This is a genomic window from Acuticoccus sp. I52.16.1 (assembly GCF_022865125.1).
Taxonomy (GTDB): Bacteria; Pseudomonadota; Alphaproteobacteria; order Rhizobiales; family Amorphaceae; genus Acuticoccus.
The window spans coordinates 4,255,884-4,276,220 of the sequence record NZ_CP094828.1; the positions used below are offsets into that span (position 1 = coordinate 4,255,884).

At 69.7% G+C, this 20,337-nt stretch carries 22 protein-coding genes and 1 tRNA gene; 15 read left to right on the forward strand and 8 right to left on the reverse strand.

All coding sequences use genetic code 11. The annotated features are described in order from the left end of the window. Positions 1-181 precede the first annotated feature (181 nt). From MRB58_RS19220 to MRB58_RS19230, 3 genes are all read left to right on the forward strand, one after another. A complete protein-coding gene (locus tag MRB58_RS19220) occupies positions 182-1,312 on the forward strand; it encodes a carboxylesterase (protein ID WP_244778702.1) in 1,131 nt (376 codons plus the stop codon). A gap of 272 nt (positions 1,313-1,584) precedes the next feature. Next, positions 1,585-3,435 (forward strand): translational GTPase TypA, encoded by a 1,851-nt coding sequence (gene typA, locus MRB58_RS19225; protein WP_244778703.1) that lies wholly within the window; start codon positions 1,585-1,587, stop codon positions 3,433-3,435. A gap of 15 nt (positions 3,436-3,450) precedes the next feature. Next, positions 3,451-4,266 (forward strand): aspartate dehydrogenase, encoded by an 816-nt coding sequence (locus MRB58_RS19230; RefSeq protein WP_256461685.1) that lies wholly within the window; start codon positions 3,451-3,453, stop codon positions 4,264-4,266. 12 nt (positions 4,267-4,278) lie between these two features. On the opposite strand, the gene MRB58_RS19235 is transcribed toward MRB58_RS19230, so the two are convergent. Next, the gene (locus MRB58_RS19235) at positions 4,279-5,187 is read right to left on the reverse strand and encodes a LysR family transcriptional regulator (protein ID WP_244778704.1); all 909 of its coding nucleotides are present in this window, start codon (positions 5,185-5,187) and stop codon (positions 4,279-4,281) included. Between the two features lie 75 nt (positions 5,188-5,262). Here MRB58_RS19235 and MRB58_RS19240 point away from each other — a divergent pair, with 75 nt between their 5' ends. The 9 genes from MRB58_RS19240 to MRB58_RS19280 all read left to right on the forward strand — a co-directional run bounded on the left by MRB58_RS19240 (position 5,263) and on the right by MRB58_RS19280 (position 13,139). Then, the gene (locus tag MRB58_RS19240) at positions 5,263-6,048 is read left to right on the forward strand and encodes a cysteine hydrolase family protein (protein WP_244778705.1); all 786 of its coding nucleotides are present in this window, start codon (positions 5,263-5,265) and stop codon (positions 6,046-6,048) included. 15 nt (positions 6,049-6,063) lie between these two features. Beyond that, on the forward strand, positions 6,064-7,110 hold the full coding sequence (locus tag MRB58_RS19245) for an ABC transporter substrate-binding protein (RefSeq protein ID WP_244778706.1): 1,047 nt from the start codon (positions 6,064-6,066) through the stop codon (positions 7,108-7,110). 3 nt (positions 7,111-7,113) lie between these two features. Beyond that, positions 7,114-7,905 (forward strand): SDR family NAD(P)-dependent oxidoreductase, encoded by a 792-nt coding sequence (locus MRB58_RS19250; RefSeq protein ID WP_244778707.1) that lies wholly within the window; start codon positions 7,114-7,116, stop codon positions 7,903-7,905. A gap of 31 nt (positions 7,906-7,936) precedes the next feature. Beyond that, positions 7,937-8,791: an ABC transporter ATP-binding protein gene (locus tag MRB58_RS19255; protein ID WP_244778708.1), complete on the forward strand. Its 855-nt coding sequence runs from the start codon at positions 7,937-7,939 to the stop codon at positions 8,789-8,791. Then, positions 8,788-9,549, forward strand: a complete 762-nt coding sequence (locus MRB58_RS19260; RefSeq protein WP_244778709.1) for an ABC transporter permease — start codon at positions 8,788-8,790, stop codon at positions 9,547-9,549. The genes MRB58_RS19255 and MRB58_RS19260 overlap by 4 nt, the downstream gene beginning before the upstream one ends. 188 nt (positions 9,550-9,737) lie before the next feature. After that, a complete protein-coding gene (locus MRB58_RS19265; protein WP_244778710.1) occupies positions 9,738-10,721 on the forward strand; it encodes a TRAP transporter substrate-binding protein in 984 nt (327 codons plus the stop codon). A gap of 4 nt (positions 10,722-10,725) precedes the next feature. Further along, a complete protein-coding gene (locus MRB58_RS19270) occupies positions 10,726-11,184 on the forward strand; it encodes a TRAP transporter small permease (RefSeq protein ID WP_244778711.1) in 459 nt (152 codons plus the stop codon). Further along, a complete protein-coding gene (locus tag MRB58_RS19275; protein ID WP_244778712.1) occupies positions 11,181-12,464 on the forward strand; it encodes a TRAP transporter large permease in 1,284 nt (427 codons plus the stop codon). Before MRB58_RS19270 ends, MRB58_RS19275 begins: the two co-directional genes overlap by 4 nt. Before the next feature lie 6 nt (positions 12,465-12,470). Continuing rightward, positions 12,471-13,139 (forward strand): cyclase family protein, encoded by a 669-nt coding sequence (locus MRB58_RS19280; RefSeq protein ID WP_244778713.1) that lies wholly within the window; start codon positions 12,471-12,473, stop codon positions 13,137-13,139. A 45-nt stretch (positions 13,140-13,184) separates the two neighbouring features. On the opposite strand, the gene MRB58_RS19285 is transcribed toward MRB58_RS19280, so the two are convergent. Continuing rightward, complete coding sequence (locus MRB58_RS19285) at positions 13,185-13,475, reverse strand: hypothetical protein (RefSeq protein WP_244778714.1); 291 nt, start codon at positions 13,473-13,475, stop codon at positions 13,185-13,187. A gap of 245 nt (positions 13,476-13,720) precedes the next feature. Here MRB58_RS19285 and MRB58_RS19290 point away from each other — a divergent pair, with 245 nt between their 5' ends. Continuing rightward, complete coding sequence (locus tag MRB58_RS19290) at positions 13,721-14,713, forward strand: hypothetical protein (protein WP_244778715.1); 993 nt, start codon at positions 13,721-13,723, stop codon at positions 14,711-14,713. A 299-nt stretch (positions 14,714-15,012) separates the two neighbouring features. Here the strand turns inward: MRB58_RS19290 and MRB58_RS19295 are convergent. The 3 genes from MRB58_RS19295 to mtaB all read right to left on the reverse strand — a co-directional run bounded on the left by MRB58_RS19295 (position 15,013) and on the right by mtaB (position 17,657). Beyond that, positions 15,013-15,088 (reverse strand) — tRNA-Lys (locus tag MRB58_RS19295). Positions 15,089-15,213: 125 nt separating this feature from the next. Next, complete coding sequence (gene ftsY, locus MRB58_RS19300) at positions 15,214-16,389, reverse strand: signal recognition particle-docking protein FtsY (protein ID WP_244778716.1); 1,176 nt, start codon at positions 16,387-16,389, stop codon at positions 15,214-15,216. Further along, positions 16,386-17,657 carry a tRNA (N(6)-L-threonylcarbamoyladenosine(37)-C(2))-methylthiotransferase MtaB gene (gene mtaB / locus MRB58_RS19305; protein WP_244778717.1) on the reverse strand — a complete coding sequence of 424 codons (1,272 nt, stop codon included), beginning with the start codon at positions 17,655-17,657 and terminating at the stop codon, positions 16,386-16,388. The genes ftsY and mtaB overlap by 4 nt, the downstream gene beginning before the upstream one ends. 113 nt (positions 17,658-17,770) lie before the next feature. Here mtaB and MRB58_RS19310 point away from each other — a divergent pair, with 113 nt between their 5' ends. Together MRB58_RS19310 and MRB58_RS19315 are read left to right on the forward strand one after the other, a co-directional pair. After that, positions 17,771-18,307 (forward strand): GNAT family N-acetyltransferase, encoded by a 537-nt coding sequence (locus tag MRB58_RS19310; protein ID WP_244778718.1) that lies wholly within the window; start codon positions 17,771-17,773, stop codon positions 18,305-18,307. 118 nt (positions 18,308-18,425) lie between these two features. Next, a complete protein-coding gene (locus tag MRB58_RS19315; protein ID WP_256461744.1) occupies positions 18,426-18,845 on the forward strand; it encodes an inorganic diphosphatase in 420 nt (139 codons plus the stop codon). A gap of 15 nt (positions 18,846-18,860) precedes the next feature. Here MRB58_RS19315 and MRB58_RS19320 read toward each other — a convergent pair whose 3' ends face one another. From MRB58_RS19320 to MRB58_RS19330, 3 genes are read right to left on the reverse strand one after another with little or no spacing between them, the layout of a single operon-like run. Further along, on the reverse strand, positions 18,861-19,241 hold the full coding sequence (locus tag MRB58_RS19320; protein WP_244778720.1) for a metallopeptidase family protein: 381 nt from the start codon (positions 19,239-19,241) through the stop codon (positions 18,861-18,863). Next, positions 19,241-19,762 carry a disulfide bond formation protein B gene (locus tag MRB58_RS19325; protein WP_244778721.1) on the reverse strand — a complete coding sequence of 174 codons (522 nt, stop codon included), beginning with the start codon at positions 19,760-19,762 and terminating at the stop codon, positions 19,241-19,243. The genes MRB58_RS19320 and MRB58_RS19325 overlap by 1 nt, the downstream gene beginning before the upstream one ends. Then, positions 19,759-20,337: a YqaA family protein gene (locus MRB58_RS19330; RefSeq protein WP_244778722.1), complete on the reverse strand. Its 579-nt coding sequence runs from the start codon at positions 20,335-20,337 to the stop codon at positions 19,759-19,761. Before MRB58_RS19330 ends, MRB58_RS19325 begins: the two co-directional genes overlap by 4 nt.

Sequence of the window (20,337 nt, forward strand, 5' to 3'; positions counted from 1 at the left end):
GTCCGGCTGACGGGGATGTGGGCCGAGCCGCCGATGGGGTAGGCCGGCCCGCGGCGATGACGCATACTGCCGATCGTCCGGCGCGTCACGCGATCCCGCCTGCCGCACGCCGCCCACCCCCAAAAAGCCGCAACCCGGCCGGCCCGCCCAGAGCCGCCTGAAAGAGATTTGATCCCCGCCCATGACCGAACTGATGGAATGGATTGGCCCGTTGACGGTCGAACAGCGCATTGTGATGGGCATCGCCGCGGTGGTCGCCGTCTTTGCGGTCGCGGTGCTGCTGGTCAGCTTGCTGATCGGCTGGCGCAAGGCGCTGGCGGTCTGCGTCGCGGCGGTCGGCATCGCGGTCGCGGGTCTGTTCGTGATCCCCGTGGGGACCGACGAGCTGACCTCCCACCCGGCGCCTGCGGCGGACTATGCGGCCGGGATGGAGATCTTCCAGAAGAAGCTCCTCGCCTCGCCCGAGCCGCTCAACCCGTTGTGCGAGCCCTACGTCCTGACGCACGGCGCGAAGGTCGCACGGGTGGTGGTGCTGGTCCACGGCGTGTCGAGCTGCCCGCGCGCCTACGTCGACTTCGCGCCCGAGCTGTTCGATGCCGGGGCCAACGTGATCGTCGTGCGCATGCCTCAGAACGGCTATGCCGACCGCGCGAGCGACGCGCTCGGTCGCATCACCGCCGAAGAGCTGGCCGAGTTCGGCGACACCATCGTCGACGCCGCCGTCGGGCTGGGGGACGAGGTGATCGTCGCCGGCATCTCCGCCGGCGGGACCATCACCGGCTGGGTCGCGCAGAACCGCGCCGACGTCGACCGCGCCGTGTTGATGGCGCCCTTCTTCGGCCTCGGCGGCACCAACCGGTGGACCAACGAGGCGGCGATGCGGGCGATGCTGGTCGCGCCCGACTTCACCATCTGGAAGGACCCCGCCCAGCGCGAGAACTTCACCGGCGGCATGGCCCACGCCTACGTGCGCCAGTCGACCCGCGGGACGGGACAGATCATGCGCCTGGGTGCCGCGGTGAAGCGTCAGGCCGCCGAGACGGCACCGGCGGCGGGCGACATCGTCGTCATCACCAACGCGGCCGACACCGCCGTCTCCAACGCGGTGACCGACAGCGTGGTCGCCGCGTGGGTGGCGGACGGCGCGAACGTCACGACCTACACCTTCCCCGCGCGCTACGGCCTCGGTCACGAGCTGGTCGACCCGGAGGAGCCCGGCGCCGACCCCGCGCTGACCTACCCCGTCATCCTGCAGCTGATCGACGATCCGGCGGGCTTCGACCCGTCGACGGTGGGACGCGCCGCCGACTGACGCACGCCGGGCCCACCGCCGCCGCGGTCCCGATCAGGTCAGTACGATGATCAGGACGATGATCAGCGCGGCGGCGGTGATGAGGGAAATGTGCGGCAGGCGCATGGCAGTGTTCTCCGGTTCGGGGAGCAAACACCCCTGCTTGCGCTGGCGTTCCGGCCATCACGCACCACTTATAGGCGACGACAGCGCTGGCATGCGCGTTTAGGGGCTGGTTTTCGGCGCCGGACCGTGGCAGTCAGCGCCCTCACGCCCCCAACATCGGCCGCTTCATGACCACAGCTCCCCGCGCGCTGCGCAACGTCGCGATTATCGCGCACGTCGACCACGGCAAGACGACACTCATTGACGTGCTGCTCCGTCAATCCGGCGCCTTCCGCGAGAACCAGAAGGTGGCCGAGCGCGTCATGGACTCCAACGCGCTGGAGATGGAGCGCGGCATCACCATCCTGGCGAAGGTGACGTCGATCGAGTGGGAGAGCGCGGCGACCCCGCCGACCCGCATCAACATCGTCGACACCCCCGGCCACGCCGACTTCGGCGGCGAGGTGGAGCGCATCCTCAACATGGTGGACGGCGCGGTCATCCTCGTCGACGCCGCCGAGGGGCCGATGCCGCAGACCAAGTTCGTGCTCGGCAAGGCGTTGCGCATGGGCCTGCGCCCCATCGTGGCGATCAACAAGATCGACAAGCCGGAAGAGCGGCACGAGGAAGTGGTCGACATGGTGTTCGACCTGTTCGACGCGCTGGGGGCGGACGACCAGCAGCTCGACTTCCCGATCGTCTACGGCTCGGCCAAGAACGGTTGGATGAGCCTGGACCCGAAGCAGGCCGGCGAGCCGAGCATGGGGCCGCTGCTCGACCTCATCGTCAAGCACGTGCCCGAGCCGCGCGTCGAGCCGGGGCCCTTCCGCATGCTGGCCACCACCATCGAGGCGGACAACTTCCTCGGCCGCATCCTCACCGGGCGCATCACCTCCGGCACCATCAAGCCGAACCAGACCGTCAAGGTCCTGGGTCGCGACGGCAGCATCGTCGAGACCGGGCGCGTGTCCAAGGTGCTGGCCTTCCGCGGCATCGAGCGTCAGCCCATCGAAGAGGGCCGCGCCGGTGACATCGTCGCCATCTCCGGCCTCCTGAAGGGCACCGTCGCCGACACGCTGGTCGACCCCTCGGTGACCCGGTCGATCCCGGCCGAGCCGATCGATCCGCCGACGCTCGCGATGACTTTCCGCGTCAACGACAGCCCGCTCGCCGGCACCGAGGGCGACAAGGTGCAGTCGCGCGTCATCCGCAACCGGCTGACGTCGGAGGCGGAGGGCAACGTGGCGCTGCGCGTGACCGACACCGAGGGCGGCGAGGCCTTCGTGGTCGCCGGCCGCGGCGAGCTGCAGCTCGGCATCCTGATCGAGACGATGCGCCGCGAGGGCTTCGAGATCGGCGTCTCGCGTCCGCAGGTGGTGATGCAGAAGGCGGCCGACGGCACCACGCTGGAGCCCATCGAAGAGGTGACGATCGACGTCGACGACGAGCACTCCGGCACCGTCATCCAGAAGCTCTCCGAGCGGAAGGCCGACCTCGTCGAGATGAACCCGTCGGGCGCCGGGCGCACGCGCATCATCATGCACGCCCCCACGCGCGGCCTCATCGGCTACCAGGGCGAGCTGCTGTCGGACACGCGCGGTACCGGCATCCTCAACCGCGTGTTCCACGAGTACGTACCGCACAAGGGCGCGATCCCGACCCGCCACACCGGCGTCCTCATCTCCAACGGTGACGGCGACGCGGCGGCCTACGCGATGTTCAACCTGGAAGACCGCGGCCCGATGTTCATCGATCCGGGCATCAAGGTCTACCGCGGCATGATCATCGGCGAGCACACGCGGGGCAACGACCTCGAGGTGAACGTGATCAAGGGCAAGCAGCTGACCAACGTGCGGGCGTCCGGCAAGGACGACGCGGTGAAGCTGACCCCGCCGATCCGCATGAGCCTGGAGCGTGCGCTCAGCTACATCAACGACTTCGAGCTGGTCGAAGTGACGCCGAAGAACATCCGCCTGCGCAAGGTCCACCTCGACCCGAACGACCGCAAGAAGGCCGAGCGGGCCGCAGAGACGGCGTAACGGACCGGATCGGCCGTGAGCGCAGCACCGATCCGGCTCGCCGTCGCCAGCCTCGGCGCCATCGGCATGGCGGTGGTCGAGGCGGTCCAATCCGGCCGCCTGCCGGGGTTCGAGATCGCGGCCGTCTCCGCGCGCGACCTCGAGGCGGCGCGGGCGCGCCTCGCTCCCGTCGCGTCGGATGTGCCGGTGGTGCCGATCGCGGCGCTGGAGCCCCTGGCCGACATTGTCGTCGAGTGTGCGCCGGCCGCCCTGTTCGGCGAGATCGTCGGCCCCTTCGTCGCCGGCGGCAAGCGCGCGGTGGTCCTGTCCGTCGGCGCGCTCCTCACTCATGACGATCTCGTCGCCACCGCCGCGCGCACCGGGGGGCAGATCATCGCCCCGTCCGGCGCACTCCTGGCGCTCGACGCGGTGACCGCCGCCGCCGAGGGCGAGATCCGCTCCATCACCATGGTGACGCGCAAGCCGGTGAGCGGCCTCCTCGGCGCGCCCTACCTCGCCGAACACGGGATCGACATCGCCGGCGCGACCCGGCCGGTGCGCGTCTTCGCCGGCAGCGCGCGCGAGGCGGCGCGGGGCTTCCCCGCCAACCTCAACGTCGGCGCCGCGCTGGCGCTGGCCGGCATCGGGCCGGACCGCACGACGATCGAGATCTGGGCCGACCCGGCGCTGACGCGCAACACCCATCGCATCGAAGTGGACGCCGACTCGGCGAGCTTCTCGATGGCGATCGAGAACATCCCCTCGGACAATCCGAAGACCGGGCGCATCACCGCGCTCTCGGTGCTGGCGGCACTGCGCAAGATGACCGCGCCGCTGCGTATCGGCACCTGATACCGCCCGCCGTCAGACCGGCGCGAACCGCTGCGACAGCGATTGGCGGATGCGGTCGACGAATCGCGCCGCCGCGACCGACAGCGTCCGCCCCTTGAGCTGGCGCAGCGTCAGCATGCCCGGCGTCAGGTCCCGCTCGGCGATGGGGACGGCGACGATCGGCCCGTCCGCTTCGGGCGGCGGCGCGCCGATGGGGATCTGGATCGCCACCGCGTCCGTGCAGGCGACGTGCGCCTTCAGATACTCGAACGAATTGCTCTCCAGGTAGGCCGGCACGGCGAGCCCCTTGCGCGCCATCGAGCGGTCGAACAAGCGCCGCCCCTCGAAGCTGCGGTGGGGGAGGGCGAGCGGGTAGTCCAGCACCTCGCGCAGCCGCACCTCGGCCCGTCCCGCCAGCGGGTGGCCCCGTGCGACGATGGCGGCGATGTCCTGCCGGACGGCGGCGATGGTGTCGATCGTCGGCAGGTCGTCGACCCCGTAGACGATGGCGAGGTCGACCGAGAAGTCCTCCACCGCGCTGGTCGCCGCGATGTGGTCCAGCACGCGCACGTCGAACGTCACCTGCGGGTAGAGCGTTCGGTAGGCGGCGATCTCGGCCGGCAGGAAGTAGGGCGCCAGCGCCTGACTGCAGGCGATCGCCACATGGCCGCGCCGCACGCCGGCGAGATCGGCGAGGCGCGAGCGCAGCCGCTCCGTCCCGGCGAACTCCTCGCGGATGTGGTGCAGCACCAATTCGCCCGCCGCGTTCAGCCGCACACCGGTCGCCAGCCGCTCGAAGATCGGCTGGCCCAGCTCGTCCTCGAATGCGGCGACGCGGCGCTGCACCGCGGACGGGGTCAGCGCCAAGGTCTCCGCCGCGCGGCGGATGGAGCCGGTCCGCGCGACCGCGTCGACGACGCGGTAGGTGGTGAGGTGGCGCATCGGGTCCCATAGCGTTGCGTTTTTCTCAACGGACTGGCGAAATCATAGCACACGACAGCAACGCTGGCGCAGTCCATGGTCCGCACCATGGACGCACCCCGCCCCCGCCCGCACTGGAGCCGCGACCGCTGGACCGCCGAGGGCGCCGTCACGCGGCTGACGCGTGAGCGGCCGGCGCCGCGCCCGGTGCGGTTCGCGGCACGCCCCGGCCCGGTCGAGATCGACCTGACTCGCACCGCGCTCCTCATCGTCGACATGCAAAACGACTTCCTCCACCCCGAGGGTTGGTTCGCGGCCGCGCGCGGGGTGGACGTGTCGGGCCTCGCCGCGCCGATCGGCGCCGTCAATGCGCTGGCGGCGGGCCTTCGCGCGGCGGACGTGCCGGTGATCCACCTCAATTGGGGCGTGCGGGCGGACGTCGCCAACTTGCCGCCGACCGCGCTCGACAAGGCGAGCGGTTGCGGCGCCGGGCCGGCCTATGGCGACGCCGGGCGCAACGGACCGGTGCTCGTCGCCGGAACGTGGGGCGCCGCCACCGTCGACGCGATCGCCGCCGCGCCGCAGGACATCCACGTCGCCAAGCACCGCCTCTCCGGTTTTCGTGACAACGAACTCGCCGCGATCCTGCGCCGGCTCGACGTGACGACCGTGCTCTACGCCGGTGTCAACACCGACCGGTGCGTTTTCGCCACCCTCATGGACGGCGCCTTCGAAGGCTTCGACCCGATCCTCGTCACCGACGCCGCGGCCACCGTCGCGGACCCCGCGGTGGAGGGCGCCGTCCTCACCCTCGTCGAACAGCTCTACGGCTTCACCGCCCGGAGCGATGCGATCCTCTCCGCACTTACCGCCGCCTCATAGAAGGACGAAGGCCCCATGCGCATCACCCGTCGCAACCTCCTCAAGACGTCCGCGGCCGCAGGGCTCGTGGGCGCCGCCGGCTTCCCCGCCGGCCTCTCCGCCCAGGAGCAAACCAAGCTCTCCATGATCCTCAACTGGCGCTACCAGGGCCCGCAGGCGTGGTTCTTCCTCGCCCAGGACAAGGGCTACTTCGAAGAATACGGCCTCGAGATCCAGATGGATCAGGGCAACGGCTCGGGCGCGGCCGTCGGCGCCGTGGCGTCCGGCTCGTACGACACCGGCTTCGGCGACGTGAACGCGCTCATCCAGCTCGCCGCGGAGAAGCCGGAGGAGGCGCCGATCTGCGTCTACCAGATGTACAACACGCCCCCCTTCACGGTGGCGGTGCTCGCCTCCAGCGAGATCGAGAGCGCCAAGGACCTCGAGGGCAAGCACCTCGGCGGGGCGGCGAACGACGGCGCGCTGAAGCTGTGGCCCGCCTTCACCCAGGTCGCCGGGCTCGACACCTCGGGCGTCGAGATCACCAACTTCGCGCCCAACCTGCGCGAGCAGATGCTCAAGTCCGGCCAGGTGGACGGCGTCTTCGGCTACGTCAACACGATCCGCTTCTCGGCCAAGCTCTCCGGCATGAACCCGGACGAGGAAATCCGCTTCATCTCCTTCGGCGACTACGGGATGGACCTCTACTCCAACGGCATCATCGTGCCGAAGAAGCTGACCGAGGAGAACCCGGAGGCCGTGCGCGGCCTGGTGCGCGCCATCAACAAGGGCATCGCCGACACGCTCGCCGACCTCGACGCCGGGATCGCCGCGGTGGTCGATCGCGAGCCGCTGATCAACGCGGCGATCGAGAAGGAGCGCCTCGTCGCCACGCTCGCCGACGAGATGAACCACCCGGAAGTCGCCGAGTTCGGCCTCGGCAACATCGACCCCGAGCGCTTCCAGAAGGCGATCGACATCGTCGTCGAGGCGCGGGGTCTGCCGCGGACGCCGGATATTTCGGAAATCTTCACCCCCGACTTCCTGCCGCCGGAAGACGAGCGGATCTACAAGCTGGTCTGAGACATGGATCTGAAAATGCAAGGCCGGGTCGCCGTCATCACGGGACCGGCCAAGGGCATGGGCGCGGCGATCACCCGCGCCTTCGCCGCCGAAGGCGTCGACCTCGCCCTCTTCGGGCGGGACACCGACGCCATCGCCCCCGTCGCCGAGGAGGCCCGCGCCATGGGCCGCCGCGTCGAAGTCGTGCGCTGCGACGTCACCGACGCGGCGGCGGTGGAGCGCGAGGTCGGGATCGTCGCGGCGACGTTCGGGCGGATCGACATCCTTGTGAACGTCGCCGGCGGCACCGGGCCGATCGGCAAGACCGGCGCCGAGACGAGCCCGGAGGAGTTCGACGAGATCGTCTCGCTCAACATGGGCGGGTCGTTCCACATGATCCGCGCCGTGGCACCCGTCATGCAGCGCCAGCGCTACGGCAAGATCGTCAACGTCGGGGGGACCTTCGGCATGCGCGGCAAGGCAGGACGGCTCGCCTATTCCAGCTCCAAGTGGGGCCTGCGCGGCCTCACCAAGAGCTTCGCGCTGGAGCTGGGGGGCGACAACATCAACGTCAACTGCGTCGCGCCCGGCATGGTCGACGGGCCGCGCTTCCGCACCAAGGTGGTGCCGGAGATGGCGCGGCGCCTGGGGATCAGCGAGGACGAGGCCGCGCAGCGCCACGCCGACGACTACGCGCTGAAGCGCGTCTCGACCGACGAGGACATCGCGAGCGCGACGCTCTTCCTGGCGTCCGATCTCGCCCGGCAGATCACCGGGGTGGACATCCCGGTCGACGGCGGATGGGCGGCGCTGTGAGCGCTTCCGCGCCGTGGGGCGGCGGTTGAGCATGCAGGCGCCGCTCCCCGCCACGCCGCGCACGGTGGCGATGCCCGGCCGCCCGCTGGTGGAACTCGACGGCGTCTCGGTCACCTACGGCCGGGGCAAGTCGGCGACGCCGGCGCTGGCACCCACGGACCTCGAGGTCGACGAGGGGGACTTCGTCGCCCTCGTCGGCCCGTCCGGCTGCGGCAAGTCCACCATCCTGAAGCTCGTCGCGGAGCTGCTGGCGCCGTCCGGCGGACGCATCCTCTTCGCCGGGCGCGAGCTGGGGGCGAACCCTGTGCGCGTCGGCATGGCGTTCCAGTCGTCGACCCTGCTGCCGTGGAAGACGATCCGCGACAACGTCATGCTGCCGCTGAAGATCGTGCAGCCGTTCCGCGCCGAATACCGCGCCAAGCGCCGCGGCGAATTCCGCGAGCGGGTGGACGCGCTGCTGGAGCATGTCGGCCTGATCGACTTCGCGGGCAAGCACCCGTTCGAGCTGTCCGGCGGCATGCAGCAGCGGGCCAACCTGTGCCGCGCGCTGGTCCACGAGCCGGACCTCCTGCTCCTCGACGAGCCGTTCGGCGCGCTCGATCAGTTCACCCGCGAGGAGCTGTGGCTGACGCTGCAGGACCTGTGGGCCGAGCGCCGGTCGACCGTGCTCCTGGTGACGCACGACCTGCGCGAGGCGGCCTTCCTCGCCAACCGCGTGGTCGTCATGTCGCCGCGGCCGGGGCGCATCCTGGAGGACCGGACCATCCCCTTCGCCCGCCCGCGTCACCTCGACGTGACGTTCCAGCCCGAGTTCACCGAGATCGTGCAGGCACTGCGGGCGCTCATCGTGCGCACGCCGACGGGCCGCGCGGGCGGCGCGACATGAGCCCGGTCGTGCGCCGCAAGATCTACTCGGTGATTCTGATCGTCGGCGTCTTCGTCTTCTGGGAGGTGTTCTGCCGGGCGTTCGGCATCTCGTCGCTGGTGTTGCCCAAACCCTCGGAGATCTACACCACCTTCGTGCAGTATGCGCCCGCGATCGCCCCGCACGCCTACCAGACGCTCTACACCACGCTCGTCGGCTTTGCGTTCGGCGTTGCCATCGGGCTGACGCTGGGAGTGCTGATCGGCTCCTCGAAGCTCGCGTTCGACACCGCCTATCCGCTCCTCGTCGGCATCTCGTCGATCCCCAAGGTGGCGGTGGTGCCGATCTTCGTCCTGTGGTTCGGGGCGGGGACGGTGCCGGCGATCCTCACGGCGATGATCATCTGCATCTTCCCCATCGTGGTGAACGTCGCGACCGGGATCGCCACCGTCGAACCGGAGCTCGAGGACGTCATGAAGTCGATGAAGGCGTCCAAGCTCGACATTTTGTGGAACGTCGGCCTGCCGCGGGCGATGCCGTATTTCTTCGCCTCGCTCAAAGTCGCGATCACGCTCGCCTTCGTCGGCTCGGTGATCGCCGAGACGGTCGCCTCCAACCGCGGCATCGGCAACATGATGATGATCGCCTCGTCGTCGTTCAACGTGCCGCTGGTGTTCGCGGGGCTGGCGATCCTGTCGTTCCTGGGCGTCGCGCTCTACGTCGTCTTCTCGCTGATCGAGCGGCGCGTGACCGGCTGGGCGTTGCGAAAGTCCGCCTGACGCCCCCCGCGTCGCACCCCATCGCCGGCCGGCCGTAAGCCGCGCGGACCCCCGTCCGGGCGGCTTACGCATATGAAATTGCATTCGAAGGCTTGCTGACGGGGGCATCCTTCGGGCAATATTGTCCGACGGTATGCAGAATACATTATGCAGGGCCGACAAAAAAAGAACGACAGGGAAGAACGACCATGAAGATGAGAACGATGGCGCTCGGCGCCACGCTGGCCGCCGCGCTCGCCACCGGCGCCAGCGCCGAAACGCTGCGCTTCGGTCACTACGCCAACACCAGCGACACGCCGCACAAGGCGGCCGAGATGTTCGCCTGGATCGTCGACAACATGACCGGCGGCGATCTCACCGTCGAAATCTACCCGGCGGGCGAGCTGGGCAACTCCGCCAACTCGCTGCAGGGCGCTCGCCTCGGCACCATCGACATCACGGTGACCGGCAACCCCTATTTCACCTCCTTCGCCCCGCAGGTGAACGTCCTCGACCTGCCGTTTCTGTTTGAATCGCCCGAGCACGCCTACCGCGTCCTCGACGGGGAGGTGGGCGAGGAGCTGATGACCTCCATCAACGAAGTCGGCCTCCAGGGGCTCGCCTTCTGGGAGATCGGCTTCCGCAACCTCACCAACAACGAGCGCCCGATCAACACCCCCGCGGACCTCGAGGGGCTGAAGCTGCGCACCACGCCGAACCCGGCGCACATCGAGGCGTTCACGATCCTCGGCGCCAACCCTGCGCCGATGCCCTTCGCCGAACTCTACAGCGCGCTCCAGACCGGCACCGTGGACGGGCAGGAGAACCCGACCACGCACATCTACCACTCCAATTTCCACGAGGTGCAGAAGTACCTCTCGATCACAGAACACGCCTACACCGCGGCGCCGCTGGTGATGAACCAGGCGAAGTTCGACGGGCTGCCCGAGGACCAGCAGGAGGCGCTGAAGGTCGCCGGCAAGATCGCCGCCGCCTACGAGCGTGAGCTGAACCGCGTGCTCGAGACCTCGAGCCTGGAGGCGATGAAGGCCGCCGGGGTCGAAATCGTCATGGAGCCGGACGTCGCCGCCTTCCGCGAACTCGTCGCCGAGAAGACGCGCGCGATGTACGCCGAGAAGTTCGGCGACGATCTGCTCGTGAAGATCGACGCGCTGGCGCCCTCCGCGCAGTAACCCGGTGATCCCCCGCATCGAGTGGGCGGCGACGTGGCTCTGGCGCGTCGCCGTCGCGGGCCTGATGCTCGCCATCACCGCGATCACGATCGCGCAGGTGGTGGCGCGCTACGGCCTCAACAATTCCATCGTCTGGGGGGAGGAGCTGAACCGGCTCCTCTTCGTGTGGCTGATCGTCCTGGGGGCGGCCGGCGCCGACCACATGCGCATCGGCCTCCTGGCCGACCGGCCGGCGCTGAAACGCCCGCTCGGCATCGTCGCCGCGGTGGGCGCGCTGGGCGCCATCGCGCTGCTGGCCTGGGGCGCGTTCAAGCTCCAGTCGATGTTCGCGTTCGACCGCTACGTCACCCTCGACCTTTCCAAGTGGTGGTACTTCGCCGCGCTCACGGTGGGCGGTTCGGTCTGGGCCATCGCCATGGTCTGGCGTGAGGTCGTCCACCCCGGAGGCGGCGCACCGCAATGATTGCACTCATTCTGGTCGGGACGATGGTCGTCCTGGCGCTGCTGGGCGTGCGCCTCGTCTTCGCCATCCTGATCGCCTCGGTGGTGACGCTGCTGGTCTACCGGCCCAACATCCCGTTCGCGGTGGTGGCGCAGCAGTTCCTCTCGGGGCTCGACAATTTCCTGCTGCTGGCGGTCGCCTTCTTCTTCCTGGCGGGCGAGCTGATGAACCGCGGCGGCGTCACCCGGCGGATCGTGGCGTTCGCGCAGACCTGCGTCGGGCATGTCCGTGGCGGGCTGGGGCACGTCAACGTGCTTTCCTCGGTGTTCTTCTCCGGGATTTCCGGCTCCGCCGTCGCCGACACCGCGGCCGTCGGCTCGGTGATGATCCCGGCGATGGAAAAGTCCGGCTTTTCGCGCGGGTTCGCCGCCGCCATCACGCAGACGTCGAGCGTCATCGGGCCGATCATCCCGCCCTCAATCCCGATGATCGTCTACGCGGTGCTGGCGCAGGTCTCGGTCGGCAAGATGTTCCTCGCCGGCATCGTGCCGGGGCTCGTCGTCGCGCTCTGTCTGATGGTGGTGGTCTACGTCATCTCCGTCATCCGCAACTACCCGTCCGACCCATGGGCCGGCTTCCGCGCCATCTTCCGGGCCGGGGTCGGCGCGCTGGTCGCGCTGCTGACGCCGGTGATCATCGTCGGCGGCATCCTGGGCGGCGTCATGACGGCGACGGAGGCTGGCGCGGTGGCGGTCGTCTACGCGTTCGTCATCGGCAAGTTCTGGTTCCGCGAGCTGACCTTCGGCGACTGCTTCATGGCCCTCGTTGAGGCGGCGAAGGGGACGGCGACCGTCCTCGTCATCGTCGGCGCGTCGGCCTTGTTCGCCTGGATCGTCGCCGACCTCAAGGTCTCGCGCATGGCGGCCGAGGCGATCTTCACCGTCACGACCGACCCGTTCTGGGTGCTCGTCCTGGTGATGCTCTTCGTCCTGGTGATCGGGCTCTTCCTGGATCCGCTCGCCGCGCTCGTCATCGTCGTGCCGGTGTTCCTGCCGACCATGGTGAGCCTCGGGATCGATCCGATCCACTTCGGCGTGCTCATCGTGCTCAACCTGATGATCGGGCTGACGACGCCGCCGGTCGGGTACCTCATCTACCTGTCGGCCTACATCGCCAAGGAGCGGCCGGAGGTGGTGATCCGCGAGAGCCTGCCGTTCCTCGCCGCGCTCATCGTGGCACTGCTCATCTGTCTCGTCTTCCCGGCCGTCGTGTTGACCCTGCCGGGTCTCTATAAGGGCTGAACGCTCATGAAGATCTACGATCTCTCCATGCCGATCGACGAAGGCCACCTGCGCTGGCCGGTGGAGCGCCTGAAGAAGGGCGACTTCGCCGCCGGCGACCTTTTCGAGGTGAGCGGAATCAGGACCACCTGCCACGGCTTCACCCATGTCGACGCGCCGCGCCACATGGTGCCGGGCGGCGACACGCTGGACGCGCTGGATCTGTCGCGCGTGTGCGGCCCCGCCGCGGTGATCGACCTTACCGACATTCAGCCCAACGAAGAGGTGACGGCCGCCCGCCTCGCCGAGCGCGCGGGACACCTGGAGCGCGGGCAGATCGCGATGTTCCGCTCCTGCTGGGACGAGCAGCGCGACTGGAACGACGCCTCGTTCTGGCGCGACGCGCCGTACATGTCGCGCGAGGCGTCGCAGTGGCTGCTGGAGCGGGGGCCGACCGCGGTCGCCTTCGACTTCCCGCAGGACTACACGATCCGCCTGATGCTGGACGGAGAGATGCGCCCGATCCCCGAGCACGTCACCCACGACGTGCTCCTGCGCAACAAGGTGACGCTGATCGAGTATCTGGTGAACACGCGCCAGGTGACGACGCCGACCACCTTCCTCAGCGCGCTGCCGATCCGCTACGCGGGGTCCGACGGCGCGCCGGCCCGCGTCGTCGCCATCGACATGGGCTGACGAGGTGGCCCGGCCGGGTCGACCCTCGGCCGGACCCGCGTCGCCTCAGGGGTGAAAGCGGGACCAGGCGCGGCCGAAGCCGGCGGCGATGTCGCCCCAGGCAGCCTCGAAGTTGGTGCGGTGCTTCTCCCATTCGGCGTAGGAGCTGTCGGTCAGCTCGCGCATCTGCTTCTGCGCCTGGTCGGCGTGCGCCCGCATCTCGATCAGCTGCCGCTCGTATTCCTCACGGGCGGACTGCGACGCGGCCTTCATCTTCGCCTCGGTCTTGCTGATCTGCTCGTTCCATTCGTCGAGCTTGCTCTTGGCCGCTTCGATATAGTCGTCTCGCGACTGCATGTGTGTCCCCCCTTGTTGTGTCGTCCCGGGTGCCGGCGCGCACGCGCGTGCGCCTCCCTGCGGTGTGAGCTTGTTGATCACACCATGAAACGTCAACCGTACTCGGCGGCCCCGGCCCGTGCGGCACATGCCGCGGGGGCTACCGTTCCGCGCGACGGCGAGCTAGGTCGAGGGCGTGAACCGACGTTCCATCGGCTCGCGCCGAAGAACGGGCGCGGGCCGGTGGCCGAAGTTGAGGCGTATCGATGGCGGCAATATTCATCCACGTAGGCTACGGAAAGTGCGGCTCGACGGCGATCCAGCGGTGGCTGGAGCAGAACGCCGGCGAGTTGCGCGGCGAGGGCGCCTTCGTGTGCGGGACCTTCTTGCAGCACTGTCCGAATGCACCGTACCGCTCGGTCCCCGAAATGGTCCGTGCGATGCGCGACGCGCCGGATACGCCCGACACCATCCACGACGCGCTGGCCGCCGCCGCGACCGAGAAGTCGCCGGTGATCTGGTCGGTCGAGACGCTGCAACGGCGTTACGGGCTGATGACCCCGATCATCCGCCGGCTGAAGGAGGCGGGACACGACGTGCGCGTGGTGGTCTATTTGCGCAACCATGCCTCGTGGCTGCTGTCGGCCTACGCGCAGTGGGGGATCAAGCATCCGACGTCGCGGCGCAAGGAAGCCCCCTTCATCATGAGCTTCGAGGAGTTTGCCGAGCACCGCAGCGCGGACCTCGACTATCTCTCTGTGCTGGCCAACTGGGAGGCGACGGGGGCCACGGTCATGCCGCGCTCCTACGACGCGCTGGACGACGTGGTGGACGACTTCGCCCGCGTGGTCGGCCTCACTGGGCGCAACGACGGCAGACGCGCCAACCCGCCCTTGCAGACCTCGACCCTGGCGCTGCTGAAGGGGTTGCAGAGCGTGCGCCGCGCGCCGGCGACGATCGGCAGCTTCGAGAGGATGCTGCGCAACGCCAAGCTCGCCGACGCGGGGATCGCGGAGGCCTCCGTCGATCTCGTCGCGCTGGACGAGGCGGAGCTGAACGCCCTGCACGCCACCTTCGCGGCGCAGCGCGAGGTGCTGCGCGAACGCTACGGCGTCGACCTCGACGAGACCGCGCCGCGCAACGTTCTGGCGCGCGACAACCCCTCCAACGACGACCTCGTGGCGATCCTGTCGCTGGTGTGCTTCTCGCTCCACGAGCGCGTGGAGGCCCTGGAAGCGGCCCTCGCGGCGCGAACCTGAGAGCCGCGCCTCTCGGCCGCGGCGGGCGGGCGCGACGCGTGTCCGCCGGCGACGCGGCGCGATCGCCCCGCGGCGCGATCGGCCCGGGCGACTGGGGGGGGGGGGCGACTGTGCGGAGACGACCGCCGGCCGGGGTGGGGAGCGCATCGCGAGCCCGAGCCGGCGCCGAGGGGCGTCTGCGTTGGTGGGAGGGGATCTGCGGACGACGCTGCCTGCGCGGGGGGGCGCCGGGCGGCGGCGTGATCGACGATGTCCGTCGGGGCGGGTGGTTGGGAAACCTCAAACGATGTGGAGAGGTCTGGTAGGCGCACACGGACTCGAACCGTGGACCCGCTGATTAAGAGTCAGCTGCTCTACCAACTGAGCTATGCGCCCCAACCAAGGCCGCTGACATAGGCCGTCTTTGAGGGGAGGTCAACCGGGGCAAAGCACGTTCGTCCCGCAAATCCGGTGGGTGGCTTGCTCATCCACCGGCATAGCGGCCATGCAGTGCCCCGCGCCTACAGCCCCGAGATCGCTCGGGCGAAATCCTCCGCCTTGAAGGGGGCGAGATCGTCGATCCCCTCGCCGATGCCGATGAAGTGGATCGGCAATTGGTGCTTGGCGCCGATCGCCACCAGGATGCCGCCGCGCGCCGTCCCGTCGAGCTTGGTCATGACGAGGCCGGTGACGCCGACCGTCTTGCCGAAGATCTCTACCTGGTTCATCGCGTTCTGCCCGGTGGTGGCGTCGAGCGTCAGCAGGACGGCATGCGGCGCGTCCGGATTGCGCCGCTTGATCACGCGAACGATCTTTTCCAGCTCGGCCATCAGCTCGGCGCGGTTCTGCAGGCGGCCGGCGGTGTCGATCAAAAGGACGTCGGCATCGCTCGCGGCGTCGAGCGCCTCGTAGACGAGGCCGGCGGCGTCCGCCTTGGGAGCGCCGGTGATGACCTTGGCGCCGGACCGCTCGCCCCAGATCTCGAGCTGCTCCACGGCGGCGGCACGGAAGGTGTCACCCGCGGCCATCACCACGCGCTTGCCGGCCGCGGCCTGCTGGGCTGCGATCTTGCCGATGGTGGTGGTCTTGCCGGTCCCGTTGACGCCGACGACGAGGACCACGAACGGCGCCGCTCCGGTGATCTCGAGCGGCCGGGCGAGGGGGGCGAGCACCTTCTCCACCTCGTCCGCCAGAACCTCCTGCAGCTCGTCCGCCTCGATCCCGCGGGCGTAGCGGCCGGTCGACAGCCGGTCCGTGATCGCCATCGCCGTGTCGACGCCGAGATCGGCCTCGATGAGGATGTCCTCGAGGTCCTGGAGCGAGGACGCGTCGAGCTTCTTCTTGGTGAAGAGACTGGAGACCTGGTCGCCGAGCCGGTTGGACGAGCGGCCGAGCCCCTTGCGCAACCGCGAGAACCAGCCGCCCTTCGCCTCCTCGTCGGACGCCGGCGCGGAAACCGCAGCGGAAGCCGGGGTCGGAGCGGGGGCCGGCGCGGCGGCGGGTGGGGTGGGATCCTGCGCGCCGGCGGCCGGGACGCTCGCCGCTTCGGCGGTCGCGCCGTCGTCCGGCGCGGCCGGCTGCGGCTCGGCGGGGGCCGGAGCGGCCGGGATCGGCGCCGGGTGCGTCTCGGCGGCCTCGGGCTTGGGCTCGGCCGACTTGCGGCGGCCGAAGCCCCAGAACGAACGACGCTCGCTCATGCCGCTTCGGCCATCGCCGCGACGCGCAAGGTCCCGTCGACCACGTCCCGCACCCTGCCGCGCACGAAGCTGCCGGGGGCGACCTCATCCTCCACGCGCGTCGGCAGGTAGGTGGCGGTGCGCCCGCGCCCGTCGTCCTCGACCAGCACCTCGACTTCGGTGCCGAGCGTCGCGGCGAGGGTCCTCGCCATCGCCGCCTCCGCCGCCTCGCGCAGGCGCGCCGCCCGCTCCTTCACCACTTGGCGGGGGAGCTGGGGCATGCGCGCGGCCGGTGTCCCGGCGCGGGGCGAGAAGGGGAAGACGTGGACATGGGAGAGGCCGCAATCCTCGATGATGGCGAGGGTGTTCTCGAACATCGCCTCGGTCTCGGTCGGGAAGCCGGCGATGATGTCGGCTCCGAAGGTGGTCTCGGGGCGGCGGGCGCGCACGTCGGCGCAGAAGGCGACCGCGTCGTGGCGCAGGTGGCGGCGCTTCATGCGCTTGAGGATCATGTCGTCGCCCGCCTGCAGCGAGAGGTGCAGATGCGGCATCAGGCGCGGCTCGGAGGCGAACACGTCGAGCAGGGCCGGGTCGGCCTCGATCGAATCGATGGACGACAGGCGCAGGCGCGGCAGGTCCGGCACCAGATCGAGGATCCGCGACACGAGGTCCCCCAGCTTCGGCGTGCCGGGAAGATCGGGCCCGTAGCTCGTCAGGTCGACGCCGGTGAGGACGACCTCGCGGTGCCCCGAGTCGACGAGGCGCTGCACCTGGTCGACCACGCGGCCCATCGGCACCGAGCGGGACGGGCCGCGGCCGTAGGGGATGATGCAGAAGGTGCAGCGGTGGTCGCACCCGTTCTGCACCTCGACGAAGGCGCGGGTGCGGGCCGCGAACGCGTCGACCATGTGCTCGGCGGTCTGCGCCAGCGCCATGACGTCGCTCACGACGACGCGTTCGTCGCGGTTGAGGCCCTGCCAGAACCCGGGCGAGACCTTTTCGCCGTTGCCGGCGACGTGGTCCACCTCGGCCATGGCGGCGAAGGTGCCGGGCTCGGTCTGCGCGGCGCAGCCGGTGGCGACGATGGTCGCGTTCGGGCGCTCGCGGCGGATCCGGCGGATGGTCTGGCGGGCCTGGCGTACGGCTTCGGCCGTCACCGCGCAGGTGTTGATCACGACGAGATCGTCATGGCCGGCGGCGCCGGCGAGCGCGCGCACGTTCTCGCTCTCGAGCGCATTGAGGCGGCAGCCGAAGGTCACGACGTCGATAGGGGCGGGCTTTGTCTTCACGGGGAAGATATGCGCCGGACCACGTGGCCTTGCAACCTGATGTGAGCGCGGGTCGGCTTTGCGGCACTACAAAATGACTTGCGCCTCGCCCGATGTGACAGCACCATCGACCCATGAGCACTGCGGCGATTGCTATACGAACTGCGAAAGCGACCGATGCGCCCGGCCTCGCCGAGGTGCACGACCAAGCGTGGCGCTTCGCCTATCGCGGGATTCTCCCCGGCGTCGAGCTGGAGCGGATGATCTCCCGCCGCGGCCCCACCTGGTGGCACAAGGCGATCACCCGGCGCGTGCCCATCGTGGTGCTGGAGAATGGCGGGCTCGTGCGCGGGTACGTGACCTACGGCGGCAGCCGCGTGCGCACCTTGCCCTACCGTGCCGAGGTGTACGAGCTGTACGTCCAGCCCGAATATGCCGGACTCGGGTTCGGCCGGCGCCTGTTCCGCACGGTGCAGCAGCGCCTCGTCCGCCGCGGGCACGACGCACTGGTCGTATGGTGCCTGGCCGACAACGATCCCGCCTGCCGCTTCTACGAGGCGATGGGCGGCCGCCCCGTCGCCGGAGCCGACGAAATGTTCCGCGACGTGAAGGTCGCGAAGGTCGCATACGGTTTCGACCAAGGGGTGCCCGATTCTGACAGTCTCGACTGACGCCGCGTCCTTCGGCGATCTCCCTTTCGCGGTCGATCCGCCGCAGGACGTCAACGTCGTCGTCGTCGCCGCGACCGGCACGCTGCCGCTCAGCCTCGCCGTCGACGGTGCCGGCCGGCTGACCGTCGAACGGCTGTTCCACACCACCATGCGCTGCCCCGGCAACGTCGGTCTGATCCCGCAGACGCAGGGCGAGGACGGCCGGCCCGTCAGCGCGCTGGTGCTGGGCGAGCACGTCCTGGCGCCGGGGATCGTCCTGGGCGCGCGGCCGATCGGCGTCCTCTATGTGAGCGGCGCGGAAGGGGACGAGATGACGCTGTTGTGCGTCCCGGCTGCCCGGCTGACCAACCATTACAACAGCATCGTCAACTACAAGGACATGCCGCGCGCGGACCTGCGGGCGATCGCCAACTTCTTCGTCCACTACCGCGACGTGGAGGAGACGTCGCGGCCGCGCACCTCCGGCTGGGGCGACGTGTCCGAAGCCCACCGCGTCGTCACCGAGGCGGCGGCCCGTTGGATGAAGGCGACGCGCTGAAGCGCACCGCGCCGCTCAGTCCTCGGCGTCGTCGATCGCGTACATGTCGTCGTCGCTGAGGCCGAAGTGGTGGCCGATCTCGTGCACCAGGACGTGGCGCACCACGTCCTCCAGGCTGTCCTCGCCGGTCGCCTGGAAGGCCAGGATGGGCAGGCGGTAGAGCCAGATCCGGTTGGGCATCGCGCCGGTATAATGGTCGACCGCGCCCTGGCTGAGGCCGAGCCCCTCGAAGAGGCCGAGGAGGTCGTCCGGGTGGTCGATCCCCATCTGCGCCAGCACCTCGGGCGTGGCCTCGTCGGCGACCCGCAGCTCGATGTCCCGCGTCATCGCGCGCACCTCGTCGGGAAGCGCCTCGTACTGCGCCCGGGCGAGGCGGGCGAAGGTGTCGGTATCCATCAGCGGGCGGCGGGCACCGCCTCGTGGCGGGTGCCGAAGGTGGCCGAGAGGAGCAGGAGCACCGCCGCGGTGCCGGCGCTGAGGACGTTCCACCCCGCGAAGCTGAGGCCGAACAGGCGGCCCTGCACCTCGGTGCAGCTCACCACCACTTCCTGGTCCAACGCGCCCAGGAGGCCGCCCGGATTATCGAAGATGTCGGCCCCGCCGGCGCCGCCGGCGCAGGTGCTCGGCCCCGGCCAGTAGCCCCATTCGGCGCCGGCATGGTAGACGCCGAGGCCCGCGCTCCAGGCGATCGCGGCCGCGGCCAGCAGGGTCAGCAACGTTGCGAGGCGCGGCAGCGGGCCGCGCAGCGCCAGCGCGGCGAGCGCCAGCGGAATGGCGAGATAGTAGCCGGTGCGCTGCTCGAGGCACAGCGGGCAAGGCTGGAAGCCCTGAAGCTGGAAGGTCCACACCGCCGCGATCGCCACGACCATGACGATCAGCGCCGCGAAGACGAACGCCGAGGAGATGACCCGTCTCATAGGAGCTTCACCGCAATCAGGCCCAGGACGGCCGCCGCGCCCACGAGCGCCAACACCAGCGCCAGCCGTTCCTCGATGAAGGCCCGGATCGGCGGCCCGAACACATAGAGCAGCCCCGCCACCATGAAGAAGCGGATGCCCCGCGCCAGCACGCTCGCCAGCAGGAACACCGGCAACGACAGCCCCGTCGCGCCCGACGCGATGGTGATCACCTTGTAGGGGAAGGGGGTGATCCCGGCGAGGAACACGATCCACGCCCCGTAGCGATTGAAGCGCTCGGTGAAGTCGGCGAACTTGTCGGCATACCCGTAGAAGGCGAGGATCGGCTGGGCCACCGTCTCGTACAGGAGCGAGCCGATGAGGTAGCCGGCCATGCCCCCCACCACCGAGGCGACGGTACACAGCGCGGCGTAGAAGATCCACTTCGAGCGCTGCGATAGGACCATCGGCACCAGCAACAGGTCCGGCGGAATCGGGAAGAACGAGCTTTCCGCGAACGAGACGCCGGCCAGCGCGGGGGTGGCGTGCCGGCTCGCGGCCAGCGCCATGGTCTTGTCGTAGAGCCTCTGGAGCAA

What these genes read in the sequence shown, in the direction of transcription:
- MRB58_RS19220 (WP_244778702.1), top strand. Translation starts at nt 182, where the DNA reads ATGACCGAACTGATGGAATGGATTGGCCCGTTGACGGTCGAACAGCGC.
- typA (WP_244778703.1), top strand. Translation starts at nt 1,585, where the DNA reads ATGACCACAGCTCCCCGCGCGCTGCGCAACGTCGCGATTATCGCGCAC.
- MRB58_RS19235 (WP_244778704.1), bottom strand. Translation starts at nt 5,187, where the DNA reads ATGCGCCACCTCACCACCTACCGCGTCGTCGACGCGGTCGCGCGGACC.
- MRB58_RS19240 (WP_244778705.1), top strand. Translation starts at nt 5,263, where the DNA reads ATGGTCCGCACCATGGACGCACCCCGCCCCCGCCCGCACTGGAGCCGC.
- MRB58_RS19245 (WP_244778706.1), top strand. Translation starts at nt 6,064, where the DNA reads ATGCGCATCACCCGTCGCAACCTCCTCAAGACGTCCGCGGCCGCAGGG.
- MRB58_RS19250 (WP_244778707.1), top strand. Translation starts at nt 7,114, where the DNA reads ATGGATCTGAAAATGCAAGGCCGGGTCGCCGTCATCACGGGACCGGCC.
- MRB58_RS19255 (WP_244778708.1), top strand. Translation starts at nt 7,937, where the DNA reads ATGCAGGCGCCGCTCCCCGCCACGCCGCGCACGGTGGCGATGCCCGGC.
- MRB58_RS19260 (WP_244778709.1), top strand. Translation starts at nt 8,788, where the DNA reads ATGAGCCCGGTCGTGCGCCGCAAGATCTACTCGGTGATTCTGATCGTC.
- MRB58_RS19265 (WP_244778710.1), top strand. Translation starts at nt 9,738, where the DNA reads ATGAAGATGAGAACGATGGCGCTCGGCGCCACGCTGGCCGCCGCGCTC.
- MRB58_RS19275 (WP_244778712.1), top strand. Translation starts at nt 11,181, where the DNA reads ATGATTGCACTCATTCTGGTCGGGACGATGGTCGTCCTGGCGCTGCTG.
- MRB58_RS19280 (WP_244778713.1), top strand. Translation starts at nt 12,471, where the DNA reads ATGAAGATCTACGATCTCTCCATGCCGATCGACGAAGGCCACCTGCGC.
- MRB58_RS19285 (WP_244778714.1), bottom strand. Translation starts at nt 13,475, where the DNA reads ATGCAGTCGCGAGACGACTATATCGAAGCGGCCAAGAGCAAGCTCGAC.
- MRB58_RS19290 (WP_244778715.1), top strand. Translation starts at nt 13,721, where the DNA reads ATGGCGGCAATATTCATCCACGTAGGCTACGGAAAGTGCGGCTCGACG.
- ftsY (WP_244778716.1), bottom strand. Translation starts at nt 16,389, where the DNA reads ATGAGCGAGCGTCGTTCGTTCTGGGGCTTCGGCCGCCGCAAGTCGGCC.
- MRB58_RS19310 (WP_244778718.1), top strand. Translation starts at nt 17,771, where the DNA reads ATGAGCACTGCGGCGATTGCTATACGAACTGCGAAAGCGACCGATGCG.
- MRB58_RS19320 (WP_244778720.1), bottom strand. Translation starts at nt 19,241, where the DNA reads ATGGATACCGACACCTTCGCCCGCCTCGCCCGGGCGCAGTACGAGGCG.
- MRB58_RS19325 (WP_244778721.1), bottom strand. Translation starts at nt 19,762, where the DNA reads ATGAGACGGGTCATCTCCTCGGCGTTCGTCTTCGCGGCGCTGATCGTC.